General features: G+C 69.7%; 23 protein-coding genes. 4 read left to right on the top strand and 19 right to left on the bottom strand.

Going from position 1 to position 25,281, the window contains the following annotated elements; translation table 11 throughout:
- The first annotated feature begins 15 nt into the window (after positions 1-15).
- Genes CU254_RS07665 through CU254_RS07650 form a run of 4 tightly spaced genes read left to right on the top strand, consistent with a single transcriptional unit; the run spans position 16 to position 3,723 of the window.
- A complete protein-coding gene (locus CU254_RS07665) occupies positions 16-888 on the top strand; it encodes a sugar phosphate isomerase/epimerase (RefSeq protein ID WP_009074328.1) in 873 nt (290 codons plus the stop codon).
- 29 nt (positions 889-917) lie between these two features.
- Positions 918-1,919, top strand: coding sequence for a sugar ABC transporter substrate-binding protein (locus CU254_RS07660; protein WP_009074326.1), 1,002 nt, complete (start codon positions 918-920; stop codon positions 1,917-1,919).
- Positions 1,916-2,944 carry an ABC transporter permease gene (locus CU254_RS07655; protein WP_009074324.1) on the top strand — a complete coding sequence of 343 codons (1,029 nt, stop codon included), beginning with the start codon at positions 1,916-1,918 and terminating at the stop codon, positions 2,942-2,944. The genes CU254_RS07660 and CU254_RS07655 overlap by 4 nt, the downstream gene beginning before the upstream one ends.
- Positions 2,941-3,723, top strand: coding sequence for an ATP-binding cassette domain-containing protein (locus CU254_RS07650; protein WP_037712900.1), 783 nt, complete (start codon positions 2,941-2,943; stop codon positions 3,721-3,723). The genes CU254_RS07655 and CU254_RS07650 overlap by 4 nt, the downstream gene beginning before the upstream one ends.
- 32 nt (positions 3,724-3,755) lie before the next feature.
- Here CU254_RS07650 and CU254_RS44795 read toward each other — a convergent pair whose 3' ends face one another.
- The 19 genes from CU254_RS44795 to pcaH form a co-directional block, all read right to left on the bottom strand.
- Positions 3,756-4,574: an alpha/beta fold hydrolase gene (locus CU254_RS44795; RefSeq protein ID WP_009074320.1), complete on the bottom strand. Its 819-nt coding sequence runs from the start codon at positions 4,572-4,574 to the stop codon at positions 3,756-3,758.
- A 67-nt stretch (positions 4,575-4,641) separates the two neighbouring features.
- A complete protein-coding gene (locus CU254_RS07640) occupies positions 4,642-5,586 on the bottom strand; it encodes a PD40 domain-containing protein (protein ID WP_037712898.1) in 945 nt (314 codons plus the stop codon).
- The gene (locus CU254_RS07635; protein WP_009074315.1) at positions 5,583-6,815 is read right to left on the bottom strand and encodes an MFS transporter; all 1,233 of its coding nucleotides are present in this window, start codon (positions 6,813-6,815) and stop codon (positions 5,583-5,585) included. Before CU254_RS07635 ends, CU254_RS07640 begins: the two co-directional genes overlap by 4 nt.
- A 9-nt stretch (positions 6,816-6,824) precedes the next feature.
- On the bottom strand, positions 6,825-8,468 hold the full coding sequence (locus CU254_RS07630; protein ID WP_078560724.1) for a discoidin domain-containing protein: 1,644 nt from the start codon (positions 8,466-8,468) through the stop codon (positions 6,825-6,827).
- A 244-nt stretch (positions 8,469-8,712) separates the two neighbouring features.
- On the bottom strand, positions 8,713-9,768 hold the full coding sequence (locus CU254_RS07625; RefSeq protein ID WP_037712895.1) for an NAD(P)-binding domain-containing protein: 1,056 nt from the start codon (positions 9,766-9,768) through the stop codon (positions 8,713-8,715).
- A gap of 38 nt (positions 9,769-9,806) precedes the next feature.
- Positions 9,807-11,021, bottom strand: coding sequence for a diguanylate cyclase (locus CU254_RS07620; RefSeq protein ID WP_037716747.1), 1,215 nt, complete (start codon positions 11,019-11,021; stop codon positions 9,807-9,809).
- A 219-nt stretch (positions 11,022-11,240) separates the two neighbouring features.
- On the bottom strand, positions 11,241-11,981 hold the full coding sequence (locus CU254_RS07615; RefSeq protein ID WP_037712893.1) for an SRPBCC family protein: 741 nt from the start codon (positions 11,979-11,981) through the stop codon (positions 11,241-11,243).
- Between the two features lie 133 nt (positions 11,982-12,114).
- Positions 12,115-12,969, bottom strand: a complete 855-nt coding sequence (locus CU254_RS07610; protein WP_009074305.1) for a xanthine dehydrogenase family protein subunit M — start codon at positions 12,967-12,969, stop codon at positions 12,115-12,117.
- Positions 12,966-15,404 (bottom strand): xanthine dehydrogenase family protein molybdopterin-binding subunit, encoded by a 2,439-nt coding sequence (locus CU254_RS07605; protein WP_037712892.1) that lies wholly within the window; start codon positions 15,402-15,404, stop codon positions 12,966-12,968. The genes CU254_RS07610 and CU254_RS07605 overlap by 4 nt, the downstream gene beginning before the upstream one ends.
- Positions 15,404-15,928: a (2Fe-2S)-binding protein gene (locus tag CU254_RS07600; RefSeq protein ID WP_009074301.1), complete on the bottom strand. Its 525-nt coding sequence runs from the start codon at positions 15,926-15,928 to the stop codon at positions 15,404-15,406. Before CU254_RS07600 ends, CU254_RS07605 begins: the two co-directional genes overlap by 1 nt.
- A gap of 911 nt (positions 15,929-16,839) precedes the next feature.
- Positions 16,840-17,952 carry an XdhC/CoxI family protein gene (locus CU254_RS07595; protein WP_037712891.1) on the bottom strand — a complete coding sequence of 371 codons (1,113 nt, stop codon included), beginning with the start codon at positions 17,950-17,952 and terminating at the stop codon, positions 16,840-16,842.
- A complete protein-coding gene (locus tag CU254_RS07590; protein ID WP_037716746.1) occupies positions 17,945-19,060 on the bottom strand; it encodes a VWA domain-containing protein in 1,116 nt (371 codons plus the stop codon). Before CU254_RS07590 ends, CU254_RS07595 begins: the two co-directional genes overlap by 8 nt.
- Before the next feature lie 1,281 nt (positions 19,061-20,341).
- Positions 20,342-21,220, bottom strand: a complete 879-nt coding sequence (locus CU254_RS07585; RefSeq protein WP_009074293.1) for a MoxR family ATPase — start codon at positions 21,218-21,220, stop codon at positions 20,342-20,344.
- A gap of 152 nt (positions 21,221-21,372) precedes the next feature.
- Positions 21,373-21,963: an NTP transferase domain-containing protein gene (locus tag CU254_RS07580; protein ID WP_009074291.1), complete on the bottom strand. Its 591-nt coding sequence runs from the start codon at positions 21,961-21,963 to the stop codon at positions 21,373-21,375.
- A 9-nt stretch (positions 21,964-21,972) separates the two neighbouring features.
- On the bottom strand, positions 21,973-22,779 hold the full coding sequence (locus CU254_RS07575) for an IclR family transcriptional regulator C-terminal domain-containing protein (protein ID WP_009074287.1): 807 nt from the start codon (positions 22,777-22,779) through the stop codon (positions 21,973-21,975).
- A gap of 10 nt (positions 22,780-22,789) precedes the next feature.
- Complete coding sequence (gene pcaC, locus CU254_RS07570) at positions 22,790-23,191, bottom strand: 4-carboxymuconolactone decarboxylase (RefSeq protein WP_009074285.1); 402 nt, start codon at positions 23,189-23,191, stop codon at positions 22,790-22,792.
- Positions 23,188-23,967, bottom strand: coding sequence for a 3-oxoadipate enol-lactonase (pcaD, locus tag CU254_RS07565; protein ID WP_037712886.1), 780 nt, complete (start codon positions 23,965-23,967; stop codon positions 23,188-23,190). Before pcaD ends, pcaC begins: the two co-directional genes overlap by 4 nt.
- A 30-nt stretch (positions 23,968-23,997) precedes the next feature.
- Entirely contained in the window at positions 23,998-24,549 is a 552-nt protein-coding gene (gene pcaG / locus CU254_RS07560; RefSeq protein WP_009074282.1) for a protocatechuate 3,4-dioxygenase subunit alpha, read from the bottom strand.
- Positions 24,546-25,280 (bottom strand): protocatechuate 3,4-dioxygenase subunit beta, encoded by a 735-nt coding sequence (gene pcaH / locus CU254_RS07555; RefSeq protein ID WP_009074280.1) that lies wholly within the window; start codon positions 25,278-25,280, stop codon positions 24,546-24,548. Before pcaH ends, pcaG begins: the two co-directional genes overlap by 4 nt.
- Position 25,281 lies beyond the last annotated feature (1 nt).

Genomic DNA, 25,281 nt, shown 5'->3' with positions numbered 1-25,281 from the left:
ACCGGAGAGGGATCCATGACCGCGAAGATCCGCGTCGCCGCCGCCCCGATCTCGTGGGGAGTCTGCGAGGTGCCCGGCTGGGGCCGGGTGCTCGAAGCCCCGGCAGTGCTCGGCGAGATGGCCGAACTAGGCGTCACCGCAACGGAATTGGGTCCACCCGGTTATCTGCCGCGTGCCCCGGCTGAGCTGAAGAGCCTTCTGGAAAGCCATCGCCTCGAACTCGTCGGCGGCTTCCTTGCCGTGCCGTTGCACGAAAATCCGGACGCGGCCGTCGCCGAAGCGGAAGACTCGGCCGCGCTCTTCGCGGCCTGCGGCGGCGGAATACTCGTTCTCGCCGCGGCGACCGGCCTCGACGGTTACGACGAACGGCCCACCCTTGCCGACGCCGAATGGTCCACTTTGGTCCGCACGGCAGGCAAGATCCGCGGCATAGCAGCAAAGCACGGCCTCCAAACGGTCCTGCATCCCCACGTCGGCACGCACGTCGAAACCGAGGCCGAAGTCGAACGCTTCCTCGCCGATTCGGACCTGCAGCTCTGCCTGGACACCGGTCACCTGCTGATCGGCGGCACCGACCCGGTCGCGCTCGCGCAACGGCACCCGCGGCGGATCGGGCACCTGCACCTCAAGGACGTCCGCGGCGAACTCGCCGACGCCGTCCGCGCGGGCGAACTGCCGTACGCCGAAGCCGTCGGCAAGGGTCTCTACGTACCGCTCGGCGAGGGCGACGTGGACATCGAAGCCATGGTCCGCTCCGTCGCCGAAGCGGGCTACGACGGCTGGTACGTCCTGGAGCAGGACACCGCGCTGAGCGACGACAGCCCGGCGGACCGCCCCGGTCAGGACGTCGCGGCCAGCCTCTCGTATCTGCGCACCATCACCGGCTGACGTTGGACACCAAGCGAGGAGAGACAACGATGTCCCATCGCTGGGAGCGCGCACGACGCTCCGGCCGCGCGGTGGCAAGCCTGCTGGCCGCGGGCCTGCTGCTGGCGTCCTGCACCGGTCCGGCCGCCGAACCGAAGACGACCGCGCCCGCCGCCGCGTCGACGCCGTCCGGGCCGCTGAAGGTCTCGGTCATCACGCACGGTACCGCAGGCGACGCGTTCTGGAACGTGGTCAAGAACGGGGCCGAGCAGGCGGGCAAAGACCTTGGCGTGCAAGTGGAGTACACCTCAGACGGTGATCCGGGCGCGCAAGCGAAGCTGATCGACAACGCGGTCGCGCAGCAAACCGGCGGGCTCGTGGTGTCGATGGCGAATCCCGAGGCGCTGCGTCCGTCCATCGAAGCCGCGGTGCGCGCCGGGATCCCGGTGATCACCATCAACTCCGGCGAGGACAAGAGCGCGGCGTACGGTGCGCTCACACACGTCGGGCAGAACGAGTCGATCGCCGGTCAGGAAGCCGGGAAGAAGTTCAAAGACCTCGGCAAGCACAAGCTGTTGTGCGTGATCCACGAGGCCGGGAACGTCGGTCAGGCGCAGCGCTGCGACGGGGCGAAGACCGGATTCGCCGGCACCGTGCAGACGCTGCAGGTCGACATCTCCAACCCGACCGACGCCGAGTCCCGCATCCGCGGCGCGGTGCAGACCGATTCGTCGATCGACGCGGTCCTCACGCTGAACTCGCAGGTCGCCGCCCGCGCGGTGAGCGCGATCAAGTCGGTGAACGCGAAGGCGCAGGTCGCCACGTTCGACCTCAACTCCGACGTCGTGGCCGCGATCAAGGCCGGCGACGTGCTGTTCGCGGTCGACCAGCAACAGTACGAACAGGGCTATCTCCCGGTGCAGTTCCTGAAGCTGTACCGGGACAACGCGAACGTCGTCGGCGGCGGCAAACCGGTGCTCACCGGACCCGACCTGGTCGACAAATCCACAGTGGACAAGGTCGGCCAGTACGTGCAAAGGGGCACCCGATGACGACCCTCGACGAACGCCTGGCGAAGCCGCGGCTGACCGACCGGTTGGTGGTCCGCCCGGAGATCGGCGCGCTCCTCGGCGCGGTCGTGGTCTTCCTGTTCTTCACCTTCGCGTCCGACAAGTTCTTCAGCGCCAGCGGAGCCGCGACCTGGCTGGACGACGCGGCGACGCTGGGCATCATGGCGGTGGCGGTGTCGCTGCTGATGGTCGGCGGCGAGTTCGACCTGTCCGCGGGCGTGATGACCGCGTCCACCTCGCTGGTCACCGCGATCCTCGCCACCCAAGCCGGCTGGAACGTGTGGCTCGCGTTGCTCGTCTCGCTGGTCTTCGCGCTGACGGTCGGCGCGTTCAACGGCTGGCTGGTGATGAAAACCGGCTTGCCGAGCTTCATCGTCACACTCGGCACTTTCCTTGCTCTGCAAGGCTTGAATCTCGGCGTGACCCGCCTGGTCACCGGCACCGTGCAGGTCTCCGGCATGCGCTCCACCGACGGTTACGCGTCCGCCGGTTTCGTCTTCGCCTCCACAGTGGACATCGGCGGCACGCCATTCCAGATCTCCATCGTCTGGTGGCTCGGCGCGATCGCGGTGGCCGCGTGGCTGCTGGTCCGGACGCGCTTCGGCAACTGGATCTTCGCGGTCGGCGGTTCGGCGGGAAGCGCCCGCGCGGTCGGCGTTCCCGTGGTGCGCACGAAAATCCTGCTGTTCATGGGCACCGCGCTGGCCGGATGGCTCGTCGGTTCGATCAACATCCTGCGGTTCGCGAGCGTCCAGGCGAATCAGGGCATCGGGCTCGAATTCCAGTACATCATCGCCGCGGTGATCGGCGGCTGCCTGCTGACCGGCGGGTTCGGTTCGGCGGTGGGCGCGGCGATCGGCGCGCTGATCTTCGGCATGGCGCGCCAGGGCATCGTCTTCGCCGGCTGGGACAACGACTGGTTCATGCTGTTCCTCGGGATCATGCTGCTGGCGGCGGTCCTGGTCAACAACGCGCTGCGGCGGCGCGCGGAAAGGGTCCGGCGATGAACGCTCTCCTCGAAGTCAAGGACGTCGGCAAGCGTTACGGCACCGTGGTCGCGCTGCGCGAAGTGTCCACTGTGGTCAACGCGGGCGAGGTCACCTGCGTGCTGGGCGACAACGGCGCGGGAAAGTCCACCTTGATCAAGATCCTCGCCGGGGTGCACCAGCACGACGAAGGCGAGTTCCTCGTCGAAGGCGCGCCGGTGCGGTTCGCCTCTCCCCGGGAAGCGCTGGACCGCGGGATCGCCACGGTCTATCAGGACCTGGCCGTGGTGCCGCTGATGAGCGTCTGGCGCAACTTCTTCCTCGGCTCCGAGCCGACCGTCGGGTTCGGCCCGTTCCGGGCCCTGGACCGGCGCAAAGGCCGGGAGCTGACGAAGAAAGCCCTCGCCGACCTCGGCATCGACCTGCGGGACGTCGAACAGCCGGTCGGCACGCTGTCCGGCGGCGAGCGGCAGTGTGTCGCGATCGCCCGGGCCATCCACTTCGGCGCGAAGGTGCTGATCCTCGACGAGCCGACCGCCGCGTTGGGCGTGAAGCAGGCCGGCGTGGTGCTGAAGTACGTGGCCCAGGCCCGCGACCGGGGCCTGGGCGTCGTCCTGATCACGCACAATCCGCACCACGCGTACCCGGTGGCCGACCGCTTCCTGCTCCTCAAACGCGGCACGGCGCTCGGCTCCTACGAGAAGTCGGAGATCGAACTGCCGGAGCTGACCCGGCAGATGGCGGGCGGGGCGGAGCTGGAGGCACTGGAACACGAGCTGCGGCTGGGTGGGGGGTCGTGAGCGTTCCAGCCGGTTAGAACCGGCCTAGGCACTCACGAGGTCACTTTCTCCAGCCACGGCCGCACCAACGGCACCACGGTGGCCGCCTGCATCGCGCTCATGTGGTCGAGCCCGTCGAGCACCTCGACGGTCCACCCCCGCGCCTCCAGTTCGGCACGTTCGCGCAGCAGCGGCCCGGCGATGTCGACGGTCACCCCGCCCCACCGCTCGCTGTACACCATCCGGTCCTCCGACCCCGCGAAGCACAACCGCGGGCACGACAGCTCGACGGCCCGGTCGTCGAAGTCCTGCAACGCCTCGTACAACGTCACGAACTGCTTCGTCTGGTCCGTCGACAACTGGACGTCCACCGAATCCCAATCGCCCGGCTCGGCTTTAGCCTCGGCCGACGGCCCGGCAAGCGCCATCTCGTACGTCGCCCGGGTCACCGCGAGCATCGCCGCGTACGGCCCGTCCAGCGGCGGATACCCGCCCATCACCAACGCGTCCAGCCGATCCGTCCGCAACGCCAGCTGCAGCCCGGAAAGCGCCAGCCACGAGTACCCGTAGTACGAGAACCGCTCCGCCCCGACCGCGTCCGCCACGGCCAGGAAATCCGCCGCGACCACGTCCGGCGTCAAGTCGGCCGGATGCGCCATCCGGTGCCCCTGGTAGTCGAAGGCCGCCACCCGGAACCCGGCGAATCCCTCGATCAGCGAACGGCCCAGCTCCGGATCGGCGCCCCACTGCCGGGCCGCCTCGGCCTCCGGCCCCTCGGCGGGCCGGGGGTCCACCGGGAGCAGCAGCACCGGCCCGTCCCCGCGCACCTGCGCATCGATCCGCGTTCCGTCGTGCAGAGTCGCTTCAGCCATCTCATCTCTTTACGTCGTAAAGTATTGCCGGACAGGAGAGTACTATACGAGGTAAAGAGATGTCGAATCAGCTGGTGACGGCGGGCGACCCGGCGTCGGAGACGAGCTTGCGGGGGGCTCCGGACCCGTCCGCGGGCACCGCCCACACGGCGTTCTCGAGGCCGTAGAGGATCGTGTGGTCGTCCTGCCAGAGCGCCTGGTCGTCGACGCTGCGGGTCTCGGCGAGCGCGGTCTCCCGCATCGTCTCGAGGTCGAGCACGGACAGCCGCCAGACGCCCTCGCCGACCTTCTTCTTGAACGCGATCCGCGTTTCGTCCGGCGACAGCGACGGGCATTCCACGTTCTCCCGCAGCGCTTTGCCGCGGTAGGTGTCGTAATCGCCCTCGATCAGGTACGTCTTGCCCTTGCTGCCCAGCGTCGAGTAGAACCGCTTGCCGTCTTTGCTGAACGTGATGCCCCAGTAGTTGACGTCGGAGGAGAAGTACCGCTTCCCCTCGACCAGGACCGGCAGTTCCTCGATCGTCTTTTCCAGTTCGCCGTTGTCCAGCTGGTAAACCCCAGCACGGGTCGAAAACCCGGTGGCGGCATAGGAATCGCCGGTGACGAACACCGTCCAGTACACCCGCTTGCCGTCCGGCGACACGCGTGCCCGGCTCGGCGTTCCCGGCAGGTAGTCCTTGTGCGTCGTGGTGAAATTCCGGTCGAGGATGCTGAAGTCGCTGACCGCGGGCAATGTGCCGGGCCGCACCGCGAGACACATCCCGGTCGACGCGGACACCGCGAACCGGTCGCACTTCAGGTCGCTGAACTTCGGCTCAGCACCAGGATTCGCGAGCGGAACGACGCCGACGTTGCCCGTCTTCGTGCTGCGAAAGAACAACTGTCCGGGCGCGAGCGAAAGGTGCTCGACCTTCGACGGTTCGGCCGGACTGGGCCGCGCGGCAACCGTGTAAACCACCGCGGTGGCCGCGAGCACCACCGTGCCGGCAACGGCGAGAAGGACCTTTTTCATTTGCGCACCGGCCTTGCGAAAGCGGCGCCGAGCGCCACGACAGCGAGCGCTCCGGCCGCCACGAGGACGGCGGGCTGGAGATCCCACAAGGTCCAGGCGAGTCCGAAGAGGACAGAGGAAAGCATCCGGGCGGCCGCCTGTCCAGTTTGGACCACAGCCAATCCGGTCGCGCGAAGATCAGCAGGTACCAAAGGTCCGGCGGCAGCCATCAGCACCCCATCAGTCGCCGCGTAGAACACGCCGTGCAGCCCCAACGCGAGCGCCGCGAGCCAGAAACCCGACACCGGCCCGCACAACGCGACCAGCGCGGCCACCAAAGCGACGTGCCCGCCGAGAAACACCGGCCAGCGCCCGATCCGGTCGGCCAGCTTGCCCAGCGGCACCGCCAGCGCCAGGTACACCCCGGCGGTGCCGAGCGGCAGCAACGGGAAGAACGTCGCCGCGACCTCCCACCGCCGCTGAAGCACCAGGTACACAAAGGAATCGCCAAGGGTGACGAACCCGAGCAGCGCCGCCCACACGGCCACCCGGCGGAAACCACGCTCGCGCAACAGCCCGAAGGCGGCCTTCACGGACACTGCGGCCCGGTCGACCGCGGCGGGCCGGTCGCGCACGAACAACACCAGCAGCAGCACCGCGATCGCCGCGATGCAGAAACTGGTGAAGAACACCGACGTATAGCTGCCGAGACTCAGCGCGAGCACGGCCATCGCGACGAGCGGGCCGAGGAACGCGCCGACGGTGTCCATCGCGCGGTGCACGCCGAACGACCGGCCGAGCGTGTCGGGCTCGCTGCTGAGCGAGATCAACGCGTCGCGCGGGGCGGTGCGCAGCCCCTTGCCGGTGCGGTCGGCGGCCAGCACCACGCCGATCGCCGCGACCGAAGCCCCGGCCGCGACCAGGCCGAGCTTGCACACCGCGGACAAGCCGTAGCCGAACCCGGCGACCGCCTTGAGGCGGCGCCACCGGTCGGCCAGATGCCCGCCGAGCACGCGGACCACGGCGGTGGCTCCCGCGTAAAGCCCGTCGAGCAGACCGAACTGCAGCGGGTTCAGCCCGAGGCCGAGCACCAGATACAGCGGGAGCACCGCGGTCACCATCTCCGAGGAGATGTCGGTGACCAGGCTGACCGCGCCGAGTGCGACGACGTTCGCCGACACCCGGCGCAGGCCGGCCTTCCGCTCGGTGCCCGCCGCGACGTCCGAACTACGGCTTGTCGCGATGTACATGACCGGCCCCTAGTTGTGGCAGGTGTAGGTCGGGCTGCTGTCCTGGACCTTGCCGTCGAGACCGATCAGCTGCTCGGAGAAGGTGTTGTCAGTCATCGTCAGCTTCAGCACGCCGAAGGTGTCCTTCAGCAGCTTCGCCGTGGTCGGATGCGCCGCGTGGACCGGGTACGGGTTCGCCCCGCCCATGCCGCCGACGATCTCGACCGGGCCGGCCGGGTCCGCCTTGCCGCTCGCGTCCTGCGGGACGAACCGCTCGTAGTGGTGGTCGTGGCCGTTGAGGATCAGGTCGACCTTGTTCTGCGCGAACAGGTCCCACAGCTGCTTGGAGCCGCGCTGGTCGCCGTGGTCGCCAGAGCTCCACCGCGGGTGGTGGTAGTACGCCGCGACGCAGCCCTTGGTGTTCTTCGCCAGGTCCTGCTTGATCCAGTTCATCTGGTCGGTGTCCGTGAGCACGCCGCCGTCCTTGTCGTCGACGAAGCCGTTGGAGTCGATGGCGATGAAGTGCCAGTTGCCCATTTCCCAGCTGTAGTACCGCTTTCCGTTCGGCGTGGCGATCTTGCCGAAGTACTGCTCGTAGGCCTCGAACGGCTTGTTGTCGTCGTAGGTCTCGTGGTTGCCCGGGATCGGGTGCGTGATGCTCTTGAACTTGCCCCAGGTCTTGTCGTAGTAGTCCTTGAAGTTCTGCAGCTTCAGGCCGACGTCGTCGGAGTCGTACTGGTTGTCGCCCATCGTGATTACCGCGGCCGGGTTCATGTCCTGGACGAGCTTCGCGGTCTTCGGGTGGATGCAGCTGGAGCTGCTGGCGGTGCACTGTTCGGCGATGTCGCCGGCGGCGGCGAGGACGAAGGTGTTGCCCGCGGTCCCCGGCTTCGTATGCACCTTGACCGCGCTGCTGGCCGGCGAGGTGTTGCCGGCGGCGTCCTTCGCGCGGACGGTGTAGGTGTAGTCGGTGTCCGGCGAGAGGCCGTTGTCGGTGTAGGACGTGGTCGCGCTGGTGGCGACGGACTTGCCGTCCCGCAGCACCTCGTACCCGCTGACGCCGACGTTGTCCGTCGCCGCGGCCCAGGTCAACGCGACGCTGTTGGAGCCGATCTCGCCCGCGGCGAGGTTCGACGGAGCGGTGGGCGGCTGGGTGTCCCCGGACGAGTCCGGCGTGCCGTACGCCTGCAGCTCCCACAGCGAATAGCCGTACTTCGTGGCGCGCTCGGTGCCGACGAAGCGCAGGAACCGGCCGTGCCCGGACAACCCGGTGAGGTCGTCGGTGCCGCCGTCGCCGTTGGTGATCGTCGCGATCGACTTGAAGTTCTCGCCGTCGTCGGAGATCTCGATGCGGTACTTCTTGGCGTAGGCCGCTTCCCAGTTCAGCTTCACCCGGTGGATCGTGGCGGCCTGCCCGAGATCGACGCGCAGCCACTGCGCGTCGGCGCTGACCGCACTGGCCCAGCGGGTCTTGAGATTCCCGTCGACGGCGTTCTCGCCGCTCAACGAGGACGTCTCGAGCGTGGACGTGCTGACGGGTTTGCCTTGGGACAGCAGCACATCGGCGGCAGCGGCCTGGGCGTCGCGCGCGGGCGAGACCGCGGCGGGCAGCAGCACCACCGCGGCCGCCGGCAAGGCGAACCGGGCGAGACTTCGGACACGGGACGAGGACACGTCGCACTCCTTCGGGCCGGACGGGAACAGGGCGGCGGCGTTAGTTCTGCGGCGTCTCGTTGCGTTAAGAAAGTTTCCTAACTAAAACGGCACAGTAGCGGGCCCGGTTTCTCCCGACAAGCCCGGAACGGACGTGAAACGATCAAGACCGCCCGAACGGCGGAGCGCCCCGGTGCTGCCGCGGAAAGTGCCGTGAGGGGAACCCTGAGGGACTCTGATTCCGTGAAGGTGGCCCTCACGTACCTCAGCTCTGCAGCAGCCGCCGGACTTCCTGCACCGCGGCGCGCCCGGCCCGGTTCGCCCCGACTGTGCTCGCCGAAGGCCCGTACCCGACGAGATGCAGGCGCGGCTCCGCGACTACCCGAGTCCCGTCCATCCGGATCCCGCCGCCGGGCGTCCGCAGGTGCAGCGGAGCCAGATGGTCGATCGACGCCCGGAATCCGGTCGCCCACAGGATGATGTCCGCGGGCTCGAAACCGCCGCCCTCCCAGACGACCCCGTCGGGGACCAGCCGCGAGAACATCGGCCGCCGGTCCAGATATCCGGCCGCCCGACCGGCGAGCACCTGCGGAGTCACCGGCAGGTCCGTCACGCTCACGACGCTCTCCGGCGGCAGCCCGGCCCGCACCCGCTGGTCGACCTTCGCCACCGCCATGCGGCCCCACTCCTCGCTGAACTCTTCCTCGCGCCACACCGGCGGACGCCGCGTCACCCACACCGTCGAGCGGGCGACCGGACCGATCTCCAGCAGCAGCTGGACCGCCGACGTCCCGCCGCCGACGACCACCACGCGCTGGTCGCGAAACTCCTCCGCGCCGCGGTAATCCGCGGTGTGCAGCTGCCGTCCGGCGAAGCTGCCGGGGTACCGCGGCCAGAACGGCCGGTCCCACGTCCCGGTCGCGCTGATCACCGCGCGCGCCGCCCACGTTTCCGCGGGCGATTCGACCACCAGCCGCTCCCCCGCGCGCCGCACCGCGGTCACGTCGACCGGACGGTGCACCGGCAAGTCATACGTCTTCTCGAAGCGCGCGAAGTACTCCGACACGGCTTCGCTCGCCGGACGCGTCGGATCCGGGGTGCCGAACGCCATCCCCGGCAGGTCGTGGATCCCGTGCACCTTGCCGACGACCAGCGACGGCCACCGGTACTGCCACGCCCCGCCCGCGCGTTTGCCGTGGTCGAGCACGACGAACCCGCTTTCGTTGGCGAACCCGGCCCGGCGCAGGTGATACGCCGCCGACAGCCCGGCCTGCCCGGCCCCGACCACCACGACGTCGGTCTCGTGATCCGCAGTGCTCATACAACGTTCAACAATTGCCCGCGCCCGGTATTTCCGGCTCAGACCGCCACCCGGTTCCGGCCGGCGTCCTTCGCCCGGTACAGCGCGGCGTCGGCGGACCGCAGCACCTCGTCGAGCGTGGTGCCCGCCTGCGGATAACAGGCGACCCCGACCGACACGGAGAGTCCGCTGATCCGCAGCGGACCCCCCACCGAGACGGTCAGCTCCCCCACCGCGACCCGAACCCGTTCGGCGATCCCGAGCACGTCGGTGCCGCCGGTCGCGGGCAGCAGGACCACGAATTCCTCGCCGCCGAACCGGCCGACAGTGTCGCTTTGCCGCACCGAAGCCTCGATCGCCACGGCCACCGCGGCCAGCACCTCGTCGCCGGTGAGGTGCCCGTACGTGTCGTTGATGCGTTTGAAATGGTCCAGATCGATCATGAGCACGGCGAACCCGCTGCCCGCCCCGCGCCGCCGGGCCCGGGTGAATTCGCGAGTCGCCAGTTCGTGCCAGCCCGCGGTGTTGAGCAGACCGGTCTTCTCGTCGGTCACGACCGCTACCTGCAACTGCTGCTTCAGCAAGAGATAGCGGTGCAGCAACAGCAACGGCGGCAGCACGAACACCGCCAGCACCGGCTGGTGGACGAAGGCCAGCGCGACGAGCCCGCCGAGACAGAGCGTCGCCAGCTCGAAGGCGTTGTCCTCCCAAGTGCCGATGAGGTCTGCGGGCGAGCGGCTGTTCGTGTACAGGTAGATGCCCGTCGCCACGAGGACGACGTTCACCAACTCGAAGACAGCTGCCGCTAAGGCGAGCGCGAGGACGCCGTACGCAGTGTCGAGCCGCGCTTGATCCAGGCCGCCGATGGTCAACACCGCCGACGCCGCGAAGCACGACAGCATCGCCCACGCGGTACTCGCCGCGAAGCGATGCGCGGGCCGCGTACGCACGTGTCGCCACACGCGCAGCCACAGATGCAGGTACAGCACCAATGCCAGCAACGCGACCCACGCCGGCGGAAGGAGGAACGCACCGGCGAGGTACCAGACGGACGTGACGTTGATGTGCGTCTGCCCGCTCATCCACCGCCGCAGCCGCTCGATCCGCCGCGACATTTCGGCCTGCGCGACACCGAGCCCCACGAGCACGCCGAACGAACTGAACTGCACCGGTCCGCCGAACCCGGTCGCGAGACCCGTCGCCGTGAGCGCCACGGCGACGGCCTCGCACGCCATCGCGTAGCCGATCCACCGCCGTCGCGCGACCGCCCACATCGCCCAGCGCGGCGGCCAGCCGCGCCAGGCCCGCACCGCGCCGCGCACCCCGATGGGGACAGGTGCCTGCGTCACGGGCGCCCCCACGCGAAATTCGGCCTACGGAAGTTGCCCAGGGTAGCGGGTCCGCTCCGCGGCTAGCCGAACCGAGCGAAAACTCGTCCGCGAACTGCCCGCTGGGCACGCTCTGGGTAGAGCGCGCGGGCAGTCCCGGATCGGTCAGCGGCGGCGCAGTTTCCGCACGATGGCCAGCACGATCAGCAGCACGACCGCGCCCGCGGCCACCGGGGCGAGCCGCTTCGCGACGGACTGGCCCGCGTAGTCGAGCAGGTCGATCGCCTCGGTCTCGCCGGTCGCGCCCCCGGCGGGCACGCTCCGCAGATGCGGTTTCTCCTCGGCGGCGGGTTTCTCCTCGGCCGCGGGCTTCCCAGCGGCCTTCTCGGCGGGGTTCTCCGCGGCGACCGGTGCCCCCGCCGCGGGCTTCTCTTCCGGCTTCTCCGCCGGAGCCGCTTCGGCCGGGGTCTCCAGCGAGGCCGCGAGATTGCCCGCGAAAGTGTCGAGGATCTTGCCGCCCACCTCGGAGATCAGGCCGCGGCCGAACTGCGCCGGACGTCCGGTGATCGCCAGGTCGGTGGCCACCGCGCCGTGCGTGCCGCCGTCGCGTTCGGTGAGCGTGAGGGTGACCGTCGCCGCCGCGGTGCCGCCGCCGCGGGCGTCCTTGCCGGACGCCTTGATGACGACCTTGCGCGCCGCCTCGTCCTTCTCCAGGAACTCGCCGGTTCCCTTGTACAGCAGCGAAATCGGCCCCAGCTTGACCTTCACCGTGCCCGCGAAGGTGTCCCCCTCCACCTTGGTGAGCGAGGCCCCCGGCATGCACGGGGCGACCCGCTCCGGGTCGATGACGGCCTGCCAGACCTCCCCGATCGGGGCGGGGACGGTGAATTCGTGGTCGAGCCGCACGGGCCGACCTCCTCTCCTGCGCACTGCTTCGAGCCGTTGCCGTCCACCTTACGGCCGTCTCCCGGCAAGCGGTCCGTGAAGGACTCCTTGGGGGAATCTGATTCCCCCAAGGAGTCCTTCACGACCGGTCAGCTCAGGCGCCCACCGCCGCCGCGACGGCACGCCCGGTCAGCACCCGCGCGAGATGCTGGCGGTATTCGACGTCGGAATTGCCGTCCGCGACCGGGTTGGTGCCCTCGGCCGCGTGCGCGGCGGCCGCCCGGATCGTTTCCGCGTTGGCCTGCGCGCCGAGCAGCGCCTGTTCGACGCCGGTCGCCCGGACGGGGGTCGCGCCCATGTTCGTGAGCGCCACCCGGGCTTCCTCGATCACGCCGCCTTCGGTGCGCACGGTGGCCGCCACCGCGCACATCGACCAGGCCTGGGCTACCCGGTTGAATTTCTCGTAATGCGCCCGCCAGCCGGTGTGCTTGGGCAGCCGCACCTCGACGAGCAGTTCGTCCGGGGCCAGCGCGGTGGTGAAGTAGTCCTGGAAGAACTCCGCCGCGGACACCGTGCGCCGCCCGTTCGGCCCGGCCAGCACCAGCTCGCCGTCGAGCGCGAGCACCGGAGCCAGCAGGTCGCCTGCCGGGTCCGCGTGCGCGATCGCGCCGCCGAACGTGCCGCGGTGGCGCACCTGCGGATCCGCGACGGTGTCGGTCGCCTCCTTCACCAGCGCGGCGTGCTCGGCGATCAACGGATCGCGCTGGACGTCGTAATGCGTCGTCATCGCACCGACCACGAGCGCGTCGCCGTCCTCGCGCACTCCGCGCAGTTCGGCGATTTTCCCGAGGTCGACCAGCGTGGTCGGCGCGGCGAGGCGCATCCGCAGCACCGGCAGCAGGCTTTGCCCGCCCGCCAGCACCTTGGCGTCCTCGCCCGCCTCGGCGAGCGCCCGCACAGCTTCGTCCACCGTGGACGGAGCGACGTAGTCGAACGGAGCCGGGATCACTGGGCACCTCCGGAGGCGTCGATCGAACCGAGACCGCCGCCGGCCTCGCCGCCGGGTCCGCCGGCATCAGGGGTGCCGTTCCGCACCGCGTTCCACACGCGCATCGGCGTGAGCGGCATTTCGATGTCGTTCACCCCGAAGTGGCGCACGGCGTCGACCACCGCGTTGACCACGGCGGGCGTCGAGGCGATCGTGCCCGCCTCGCCGACTCCCTTGGCCCCCAACGGGTTCGTGGTCGACGGCGTTTCCGTGCGGTCCGTGGTGAACGACGGCAGGTCGGCCGCCGAGGGCAGCAGATAGTCGGCGAACGTGCCGGTGGTGAGAGTGCCGCTCTCGTCGTGCACGGCCTCCTCGAACAGCGCCTGCGCGATGCCCTGCGCGAGCCCGCCGTGCACCTGGCCTTCCACGATCAGCGGGTTGACCACCTTGCCGACGTCGTCCACGCAGACGTACGAACGCAGCTTCACCCGGCCGGTTTCAGTGTCCACTTCGGCCGCGCACAGGTGGGTGCCGTGCGGGAAGGAGAAGTTCTCCGGGTCGAAGGTGGCGTCGGAATCGAGCGACGGTTCGACGCCGTCCGGCAGGTTGTGCGCGGCGAACACCGCGAGCGCGATGTCCTGGATCGTGGTGGAGGAATCCGTGCCCTTCACGGTGAATTTGCCGCCGGAGAACTCGAGATCGTCCTCCGAGCATTCCAGCAAATGCGCGGCGATCGGCTTCGCCTTCGCGACCACCTTCTCCGCGGCCTTGACGATCGCGATGCCGCCGACGACCAGCGAACGCGAGCCGTACGTGTCGAGGCCCTTGTGCGAGGACTGCGTGTCGCCGTGCAGCACCTCGACGTCCTCGAAGGGCACGCCGAGCTGGTCGGCCACGATCTGGCTCCACGCCGTCTCGTGCCCCTGGCCGTGCGCCGACGCACCCGTGGTCACCTCGACCTTGCCGGTCGGCAGCATCCGCAGGGAGGCGTATTCCCAGCCGCCAGCGCCGTAATCGAGCGAACCCAGCACCCGCGACGGCGCGAGCCCGCACATCTCGGTGAACGTCGAGATCCCGATGCCGAGCTGCACCGGGTCGTTCGACTCGCGACGCTCCTTCTGCTCGCGGCGCAGCGCGTCGTAGCCGAAGAGTTCCTTCGCCTTTTCGGTCGCGGCCTCGTAGTTGCCGGAGTCGTAGGTGAGCCCGCAGACCGTGGTGAACGGGAATTCCTCGTGCTTGATCCAGTTCTTTTCGCGCAGCTCGATCGGGTCCATGCCCAGCTCGTCGGCCAGCTCGTCCATGATCCGCTCGATCGCGAACGTCGCTTCCGGCCGGCCCGCGCCCCGGTAGGCGTCGGTGAGCGTGGTCGTGGTGAACACGTTGGTGCAGGCGAAGTGGTAGGCCGGGATCTTGTAGATCGCGTTGAACATGAACGCGCCGAGGATCGGCACGCCCGGCCCGACCAGGCCGTTGTACGCGCCGAGGTTGGCGAGCAGTTCGACCTTGAGCCCGGTGACCGTCCCGTCGGCCTTCGCGGAGATCGTGATGTCCTGGATCTGGTCGCGGCCGTGGTGCGCGGCGAGCATCGTCTCGGACCGGGATTCGTTCCACTTCACCGGCTTGCCGAGCTTGTTCGCGACGAGCACGGTCATCATTTCCTCGGGCAGCACGCCGATCTTGCCGCCGAATCCGCCGCCGACGTCCGGCGCGATCACGCGCAGCCGGTGCTCCGGGATGCCGAGCGTCAGCGCGGACATCACGCGCAGGATGTGCGGCACCTGGGTGGCCGACCACATGGTCAGCTGCGCGCCGGTCGGGTCGACCACGCACGCGCGCGGCTCCATGAACGCGGGCACCAGCCGCTGCTGGCGGAACCGCCGCTTCAGCACGACCTCCGAAGAGGACAGTGCTTCCTCGACGTTGCCGCCGGTCCCGGCCTCGGCCGAGTCGAAGACCCAGAACGCGTTCTTGTTGCTGCCGAGTTCTTCGTGCACCAGCGGCGCGTCCTCGGCGAGCGCGGCTTCCAGGTCGAGCACCGGCGGCAGCTCGTCGTACTCGACCTCGATCGCCTCGAGCGCGTCATGCGCCTCCGCGGACGACCGGGCGACCACCACGGCCACGCCCTCCCCCGCGAAATTCACCCGATCCGCCGCCAGCACCGGCCGTCGCGGCGCGGCCATGTCCGGCGTGATCGGCCAGGCGCACGGCATGCCGATCGCGCCCTCGGGGTCGAGGTCGGCAGCGGTGTACACGGCGACGACCCCGGGCAATCCCTTGGCCGCGGAGGTGTCGATCGAAACGATCTTGGCGTGCGCGAACGGACTCCGCAACACCGCGAGATGCAGCATCCCCGGCAAGGCGATGTTGTCCGTCCACCGGGTGCGCCCGGTGATCAGCCGCTCGTCTTCCTTGCGGCGGCGGGACTTTCCTACCTCAGGCTCGATCGTGGCAGTCATCATTCACCACCCACGCCGACGTGATTGGCCTGCTCGATCTTCTCGGCGTCCGGCCCCGCACCAGGACTCATGTGCTTCGCCGCGTCGCGAACCGCTTTCACGATGTTCTGGTACCCGGTGCAGCGGCAAAGATTGCCCTCGAGCCCCTCGCGCACGGCCTGCTCGTCCGGGTCCGGGTTGTCCGCGAGCAGGTCGATGGACTGCATGATCATGCCCGGCGTGCAGAACCCGCACTGCAGGGCGTGATTGTCGTGGAACGCTTGCTGGACGGGGTGCAACTGCCCGTCGCGGGCCAGCCCCTCGATGGTGGTGACCTCGCATCCGTCGGCCTGCACGGCGAGGACGGAACAGGATTTCACGCTGTGCCCGTCGAGATGGACGGTGCACGCGCCGCAGTTGCTGGTGTCGCACCCGACGACGGTGCCCACCTTCCCGACGCGTTCCCGTAAATAATGGACGAGCAGGGTGCGCGGCTCGACGTCATCGGTGTATTTCGTGCCGTCGACAGTGACGGTGATGCGCATCAAAGGCCTCCAAGTGCAAATGCCCGCCAGCCCCGGCGGAGGCGGCGGGCCGGTTCGGGAACGGCCAAGGCGCGATCGTGATCGGCCTCACAGGGGAGCGTGCTACGCCTTTCGCGCGCGGACAAGTCCTGATGTCGCACGTCGACTCGGTTGTTCCGCACCTGCGGGGTTTTTCGCGCTTTTGCCGCGCAGCTGCGTGAATCCGGACGGGTGATTTTTCGACTCGGGGCGACGGTGGCGGATCTTCCCGAGGGCGCGCGGTTTCGGGTCGGGGGTTCACCGGGTTTCGTTGCGGGGAGGGGTTTTCCCGGCGGATTGCGCTGGTGGAATCGCTCGTTGCGGGTGCCTTGAGGACGGCTTTCCGGCCTCGGGTTGGACGTTCTGGCTGGGGTCGCGGTGCCTTGCCAGCTGGGGCTCGCTGGTCGGCAGCCGGAATGCGCTCTTCGAGTACGGCTGCCGGACGCCTGCCGTGGTGCGGCTCTTTCTGGCGGCTTCTGCTCGCCGCACCGCTGCGCAGTCTCGGTCTCGCCGAGCGGGCTCCCTGCCAGTCGCCTCTCCTGTCGACTGCTTACCCATCGCAGCAACCGCCAGGCGATGCACCATTCCGGCTTTTCGAGGCGGTGTTGCCAAGCCGCAGAGCGAATGACTCCCGCTAGTGGCACCACCCGCCCAGCCACCCCGCGGTCTTCGCAGCATCTGCCGCGTTGCCAGGCCGCCCGGCACCGTCAGCTGCCGAACTCAGACCAGCCAGCAAGGCGCCCAGGTTTCCAGCTCCGCGTCCGCCCGGCGTCGCCAAATCCTGGCCCGTTCGAACGCGCCACCCGTCCAGCACCGAATCCCCGGCAGCCAGTGCCCGCGGAAGGTCCCGAACCCAGCCGCCAAGTCCCGCCCGCAAACGCTTGCCAGGCCTCTTAGCTGTGAATCCGCCCGCTCAACGCCGCCAGCCGCCGCCCGGTTCCGCTCCAGCGCAGGGCGATGATCTCCGCCGCGATCGACACCGCCGTTTCCTCCGGCGTGCGCGCGCCGAGGTCGAGGCCGATCGGCGACGACAGGCGTTCCAGCTCGCCCTCGGTGATCCCGGCCTCGCGAAGCCGCGCGAACCGGTCGTCGTGCGTTTTGCGGGAACCCATCGCGCCGACGTACCCGACGTCGAGCCGCAGCGCGACCTCCAGCAGCGGTACGTCGAACTTCGGGTCGTGCGTGAGGACCGCGATCGCCGTCCGCGCGTCGATCCGGCCCGCTTCGGCCTCCGCCTTCAGGTACCGGTGCGGCCAGTCGACGACCACGTCGTGCGCCTCCGGGAACCGGCTGCTGGTCGCGAACACCGGACGCGCGTCGCAGACCGTCACCTGATACCCGAGATAAGCACCCATCCGTGCCATTGCGGCGGCGAAATCAATCGCGCCGAACACCAGCAGTCGCGGCGGCGGCTCAAAGGAATTCACGAAGACAGCCATGCCCTCGCCGCGCCGCTGCCCGTCCGGTCCGTAATGGAGCGTCCCGGTGCGTCCCGCGGCGAGAAGCCCGCGCGCGTCGTCCGCGACCGCATCGTCCATCCGGGACGAGCCAAGGGACCCCTCGACCCGGTCCGGCCACACGATCATGTGCTCGCCGACCAGCCCCGGCGTCTCGTGCTCCACGATCGTGACCACCGCGACCGGCTCGCCGCTGCGCACCGATTCGACGACGCGCTCCAGTTCCGGCATCGATTCGCGGTCCACCGGTTCGACGTAGATGTCGATGATCCCGCCGCAGGTCAGCCCGACCGCGAAGGCGTCGTCGTCGCTGACGCCGTAGCGCTGCAAAACCGGCTTCCGCTCGGCGACGACCTCGTTGGCCAGCTCGTACACCGCGCCTTCGACGCAGCCGCCGGACACGCTTCCGACGACCGTGCCGTCCGGCGCGACCATCATCGAAGCGCCCGGTGCCCGCGGCGCCGACGAAAACGTGGCCACCACCGTGCCGAGCCCGACCGTTTCGCCCGCCTGCCAGCGGCGGTACACGTCGTCCAGTACGTCACGCATCGGCAATCTCCCCGAGGAGTCGTTCCAACGTCGCCAGGCTGTGCCCGGCCAGCAACCGGTCGATGTGCGGCAGGGCGGCCACGATGCCGGATTGGACGGGAGCATAACCCTCGCGCCCTGCGTGCGGATTCACCCAGAATACGGCGTGCGCGAGACGGCGCAGCCGGCCAAGCTGCTCGGCCAGCAGGCTGACGTCGCCGCGCTCCCACCCGTCCGAGAACACGGTGACTACCGCGCGTCGCGCGAACCCGCGTTGCCCCCAGCGGTCGAGAAAAACCCGCAGCGTCTCGCCAAGCCGCGTCCCACCAGCGAAATCGGGCACGGCAGTGCCCGCGGCGAGCATCGCCTGCTCCGGATCGCGCTGCCGGAGCTGCCGGGACACTCGCGTCATCCGAGTACCCAGCGTGAACACCTCGACCGACATCGGAGCCGCCCGCGCGACGACGTGCGCGAACCGCAGCAACGCGTCCGCGTACGGACTCATCGAGCCGGAAACGTCGATCAGCAAGACAACTTTCCGCGCCCGCGTCCCCCGCCGATGATGCGCCAGCCGAACCGGCTCGCCGCCGGACGCGAGCATCGCCCGCAGTGTCCGCGCCGGATCGAGCGCACCACGATGCGCGGGCGTCCGCCGCGCCGCCCGCCGCCGGGGCAGCACTGGACGCAACGTCGCCAGCAACTCCCGCAAATGCGCCCGCTCGGCCTTGGTCAGCTCGGCGAGATCCCGATGCCGGAGAACCTCGTGCTCGCTGGCCGCGACCCGGAGCGTGTCGTGAGATTCCTGGGTGCTGTCCCCGTCGCCGGCCGCCGCGACGAGCGGAGCGATCCGGGCCTGCTTGCGCGCCGGAGTCCCGGACGTCGCCTTCGGACTGTCGTCCCCTTCGAACCACCGCGCGAAGGCTTCCTCGTACCGAGGCAGGTCGTCGGGGTCGGAGCAGAGCGTCAGCCGCCCGACCCAGTACAACTGCGTCGGCCGAGCGACATCGACCTGTGCCACCGCGGACAGATAAGCCTGCACCCGCCGCGCGTCACACGCGACGCCCGCCTCCCGCAACGCCGCCGCGAACCCCGCGTAACCAGCAAGCGGGTCAGCGACTTCGGTGTTCATGTCCACCATTGTGACCCCACCACCGGAACCCGCGCCGCGACAGCCGATCCCGAGCCGCTCGGACGCCCTCCACTCGCTCCGGCCCCGACCGTTCCCGCCATCCCGCGTCGCGGTTGTTCAGCCGCAGGCCGCGGGTGGTCGGCGACGATCTTGGTACGCCGAGGTTTTCGCCCGCGCGGAGGTTCCCAGCCGGGTTCTTGGGCGGATTCTTGGGCACGCGAAGGTCTCAGCTTGAGCCGCTCCAGCTCGCCAGCGTTCCTCCGCACCGCCATTCCAGGATGAACCGCTTCGCTCGCCTGGATGTTCCGGATCGCCCGCAGAACTTCCCAAGGTTCCGCCCTACGACGGCCGCTTCCCAAGAAGGGCGGCCGCTGATGACGGATCCGCCTCGGGCGTCGTTCATGGACCCGACGGGCGGCACATCGCCGTCCTGGCCGAACCCGTTCCCGGCCGTCCCGCCCCATGCGGAGCACTTCCCAGGTCCGCCCCACGGCGGGCGCTTCCCAAGGTTTCACCCCACGCGGCCGGTTCCCCGGGTTTCGCTCTACGCCGAACGCATCCCAACGTCCCGCCCCACACGACCGCTTCCCGAGGTTCCGCCCACGCGGTGCATCTTCCGGGGTTTCGCCCCACACCGAACGCATCCCAGCGTCCCGCCCCGCGCGACCGCTTCCCCAGGTTCCGCCCACGCAGAGCATTCCCCCGGGCTCCGCCCACGCCGAACGCATCCCAACGTCCCGCCCCACACGGCCGCTTCCCCAGGTTCCGCCGACGCGGTGCAGCTTCCGGGGTTTCGCCCCACGTCGAACGCATCCCAACGTCCCGCCCCACACGGCCGCTTCCCCAGGTTCCGCCCACGCAGAGCATTCCCCCGGGCTCCGCCCACGCCGGACGCATCCCAACGTCCAGCCCGACGCCGCACGCTTCCCAAGGCCCACCTTCACTCTCACCGAGGCCGCGGCGTCGGCGTCGAGATCGGCCAAGGGCGGCCGCGCACGCCGTCCCGCCTCCGGGACAGCGTGCGCGGACCGTGGTTGCGCGCAGCGGCCAGCCTCGGTAGCGCAAGGCGGGCGCGCGGAACCTTCAGGAAAGAACGGGAACTCAGCGGACAGCCGGGAGGGCAGTCCGGACGAAGTCGGCCACGAGCCCTCCTTCCGGCACAGTCACAAGATCAGCAAAAATCAGTGAAGTCGGCGAAGTCGTTCAGTGATGCTTCAAGCATGCCCGATCCCACCCACCCGGCGCAACGGAATTAAGCCACCATCCACAATGGACAGAAACTCACGAGAACAGCGTGTCCAGCTTCGCCCGCACCCGGTCGAGATCCTCGCTGTACTTCAGCACCGCGCCCAGCGTGCGCGCGGCCGTCGCGGCGTCGAGTTCGTCGCGCTGGAGCGCGAGCAAAGCCCTTGCCCAGTCGAGAGATTCGGCGACCCCCGGCGGTTTGAGGAGGTCCATCGCCCGCAGCCGGTGCACCGCGTCGGCGATCTGCCGCGCTAGCGTCTCGCCGATCCCGGGAAGACGCCGGCGCAGGATCTTGATCTCCCGGGCCAGGTCCGGATGCTCGAGCCAGTGGTAAAGGCACCGGCGCTTGAGCGCGTCGTGCACCTCGCGCGTCCGGTTGGACGTCAGCACGACCAGCGGCGGCTGCTCCGCACGCACCTCGCCGTACTCCGGGATCGTGACGGTGTACTCGTCCAGCAACTGCAGCAGGAACGCCTCGAACTCGTCGTCAGCGCGATCGATCTCGTCCACCAGCAGCACGCACGGCGTCGTGGTGAGCGCCTGCAGCAGCGGTCGCGCGAGCAGGAACCGCTCCGTGTACAGCGAACGCTCGGCAGTTTCCGCGTCGAGCCGTCCGCCGTCGGCCGCTTCGAGGGCGCGCAGGTGCAGCAGCTGACGGGGGAAGTCCCATTCGTAGAGCGCCTGCGCGGCGTCGATGCCCTCGTGACACTGAAGCCGCACCAACGGCCACTTCAAGGCCTCTGACAAGGCAAGCGCCAGCGAGGTCTTCCCGGTGCCCGGCTCGCCTTCGCAGAAGAGCGGACGCTGCATTTGCGTCGCGAGGAATCCCGCGGTGGCCAGCCCCTCGTCGGCGAGGTAACCGGTGGTGTCGAGGGCTGCCGCGAGCGCGTCGGGCGAGGCGAGGGACTCTGTCACGCCCCCGATCGTAGATCCGAGACCGCCAAGTTCGCCGTTCGCCGCCGCTCCTCCTGCGATCCGGCGGGCTCAGCCGCTACTGCTTCAGCGACACAGCCCCTGACAAGGCAAGTCCTTCGCCGAACCTCCCTCGTCTACGAAGCCGCCCACCTTCATCGCCGCTCGGCACCAGGCCCAGCCAAATCCCCAGGCCGATCGACATCACTGCCGCTCCCGAGATCCCCGCACTCGACAAGCCGCACGTCCGCGCGTCCGCGCAACCAGTCCCGCGCCCCGTGGTCGCCGCTCGCCGACTCCGCGATCTCGCCCCACCAGCGCCGCCCGAACAACACCGGATGCCCCGGAACCCCCTGGTAGGAAGCCCGAACGACCGCGTCCTCGGAAGCCTCCCCGACGATCCGCGCGAGCGCTTCGGCGGGCACCCACGGCAGATCCACCAGGTGCACGAGGACCGCCACCGCCGACTCCCCCGCGAGCGATTCGAGCCCGGCTTTGAGCGACTCCCCCATCCCGTCCTGCCACCGCGCCGCGGGCACGGCAGTCACGTCCGGCGGCAGCAGTTCCCGGACCTGCTCAGCCGCCGCTCCGACCACCACCCGCACCGACGCGCATCCGGCCTCGGCCAGATTCCGGACCGCGCGCTGAACCAGCGGCTCCCCGTCGTACTCGACCAGCGCTTTGGGCCCGCCGAACCGCCTCCCCGCGCCGGCGGCGAGCAGCAGTCCGGCAACCGGTTCCGGCATCGGCGCTCCTCAGCCCTGGACCGCTCGCCCGGGCGCGACCGCGGCGAGCTCCGCCGAAATCGCGGCCGCGGTCTCGAGCAACGGCGGGACGAACTGGGTTCGGACCGTCTCCACGGGAGTCCGGCTCGCGTGCGTCGAGATGTTGACCGCGGCGACCGCGCGCCCCGCCCGGTTGCGGATCGGCGCGGCGACCGAACGCAGGCCTTCTTCGAGCTCCTGGTCGACCATCGCCCAGCCCTGTTCCCGGACCTTGACCAGCTCGGCTTCGAGCGCGGTGCGGTGGGTGAGCGTGTGCGGGGTCAGCCGGTCGAGGTCGGCGACGATGAAGTAGGCGTTGAGTTCGGTCCGGTCCATGTCGGCGAGCAGCACGTGCCCCATCGACGTGGCGTGCGCGGGGAACCGGGTGCCGACGTTGATGCTCACCGTCATGATCCGCGACACCGCGACGCGCGCGACGTACACGATGTCGGCGATCTCCAGCACCGACACCGAACTCGACTCGTGCACCTGCGCCGACAGCCGCTCCAGGTGCGGCTGCGCGATCTCGGCCAGGCTGAGGCTGGACAGATACGCGTAGCCGAGTTCCAGCACGCGCGCGGTGAGCGAGAAGTACTTGCCGTCGGTGCGGACGTAGCCGAGGTCCACGAGCGTCAGCAGGAACCGGCGCGCGGCCGCACGGGTCAGCCCGGTGATGCGTGCGACGTCGCTCAGCGTCGGATGCGGGGCCTCGGCGCTGAACGCTTTGATCACCGCCAGCCCGCGCTCCAGCGACTGCACGTGGTGCGCACCGCGTTCGGCCTGGTCGTCGGAGTCCATGCGGCGAACCCTATCCGGCCGGCGGCTGAGCGGTGGGCTCTCCCAGCTCCGCGAGCACCCGCTGGGCGATCCCGATCGCCGTGTTCGCCGCCGGCACCCCCGCGTACACGCCGGTGTGCAGCAGGACTTCGCGGATCTCGTCCGCGGTGAGCCCGTTGCGCACCGCCGCGCGGACGTGCATCGCCAGCTCGTCGTGGCAGTGCAGCGCGGTGAGCGCGGCCAGCGTGATGCAGCTGCGGGTCCGCCGGTCGAGACCGTCGCGAGTCCACACCGAACCCCACGCCGCTTCGGTGATGTACTCCTGGAACGGCTTGCTGAACTCAGTGGTCCGCGCGACCGCCCGGTCGACGTGCTCGTCGCCGAGCACCTCGCGGCGCACTCGCATGCCCGCCTCGTAGCGGTCTCCGGTCACTGTTCCTCCGTGATCCGCTCGAGGATCAGCCGGGTGAATTCGCCCGGCTGTTCGTAGTTGCCCAGGTGCGCGGCGGAGGCGACGATCTCGAGCCGGGCGCCGGGAATCCCTTCGGCGATGGCCTTCCCGTGCGGCTCGACGGGCGTCGACGGGTCGTCGGCACCGGCGATCACCAGCGTCGGAACGGCGATTTTCGGCAGGTCCCCGGTGAGGTCCATCCGCTCGATCACCTCGCAGCATCCGGCGTATCCCTCGTCCGGCTGCGCCGCGATCATCTCGCGCAGGTAGGCGACCTGATCCGGATGCGCCTGTGCGTAGGCCGGCGTGACCCAGCGCCCGACGCCGGCTTCCGCGACCGCCTCGGTGCCCTCGGCCCGCACGAGGCGTGCGCGATCGACCCACATCTCCGGCGGCCCGAGCCGCGCAGACGTGCAGCACAACGTGAGGCTCGACAACCGCTCCGCGGCGTGCACGCCGAGCCACATCCCGGTCATGCCGCCGAGCGACAGGCCGACGAAGTGCGCGCGTTCGACGCCGAGGTCGTCGAGCAGCCCCAGCACGTCGCCGCCCAGGTCGGCCAGGTCGTACGGCCCCGGCGGCACCGGCGAGGACCCGTGGCCGCGCGTGTCGTACCGGACCACACGGAATCCGCGTTCGGTCAACGGCGCGACCTGCGGCTCCCACATCCGGTGGTCGCTGCCGATCGAGTTGGACAGCACCACCACCGGACCCGTCTCCGGGCCTTCGACGACCCGGTGCACCCGGACACTGCTCACGTTCTGAACCTCCACAATGGACACGGCCGGTCAGACCGCGAAGAACACCGTCTCGCCTTCGCCTTGCAAACGCACGTCGAACCGGTAGCCGTCGCCGTCCTTCTTGGCCAGCAACGTATCCCGTCGTTCCTCGGGCACGCTCGCCAGCACCGCGTCGCCGGCGTTGTCCTGGTCCTCGAAGTAAATGCGCGTGACGACCCGGTTCAGCAGCCCGCGAGCGAACACCGACACGTCGATGTGCCGCGCCTGCGGAGCCCCGGACGTGTCCGGCACGATTCCGGGTAGCACCGTGAGAATCCGGTACTGGCCTTGTTCGTCGGTGGGACACCGGCCGAAGCCGCGGAACGGAGCGGCGGGTTTGCCGCGCGGGTCGTCGGGGTGGTCGAACCCGCCGTCCGGGTCGGCCTGCCACGTCTCGATCATCGCGTCCGGAACCGGGTTGCCCGCGCCGTCGTACACCCCGCCGCGGATCCACACCGCGCCTTCGGTGCCCTCCGGGACCACGAACGGCCCGTCGTCCCACGGCAGCCCGATGGACAGGTACGGCCCGACGGTCTGCGAAGGCGTGCCTTCCAGCCTCACTCGTCCTCCTCCTCGTCCTCGAACACCGACTGTTCGCGCCCGCGCACCACGATGTCGAACTGGAACGCCAGCGCCCATTGCTCCTCGGTGCGCTCGAGGTCGAACCGGGAGATCATCCGCTGCCGCGCCTTCTCGTCCGGGATGGAGTTGAAGATCGGGTCCTGCGAGAACAGCGGGTCGTCCGGGAAGTACATCTGGGTGACGAGCCGCTGGGTGAACGCCGAACCGAACACCGAGAAGTGGATGTGCGCGGGACGCCAGGCGTTGTCGTGGTTCTTCCACGGGTAGGCGCCGGGCTTGATGGTGGTGAACTCGTAGCGCCCGTCGTCGTCGGTCAGCGTGCGGCCGAGCCCGTCGAAGTTCGGGTCGAGCGGGGACGGCCAGCGGTCGCCGGTGTGCCGGTAGCGGCCGCCCGCGTTGGCCTGCCAGATCTCGACGAGCGAGTTGCGGATCGGCCGCCCGTCGCCGTCGAGAAGCCTGCCGGTGACGATGATCCGCTGGCCCTGCGGCTCGCCCGCGTGCTGGCGCGTGAGGTCGTTGTCGAACTCGCCGAGCCGTCCCGGCCCGAGCAGCGGACCGGTGACCTCGGTGAGCATCTGCGGCAGCAGGACCAACGGCTGCTTCGGATGCCGCAGCGCGGTGGAGCGGTACGGCGCGTAGTCGAGCGGCGCGTGGGTGCCGTCCGGATCAGGCCGGTACTGCGGCAGGCGCCGCTCGGTCGGTGTGGCCACG

This window comes from Amycolatopsis sp. AA4 (assembly GCF_002796545.1).
Classification (GTDB): domain Bacteria; phylum Actinomycetota; class Actinomycetes; order Mycobacteriales; family Pseudonocardiaceae; genus Amycolatopsis.
The sequence above is the reverse complement of the archived record's forward strand: the minus strand, read 5'-3'. Positions and strand labels throughout refer to the sequence as shown.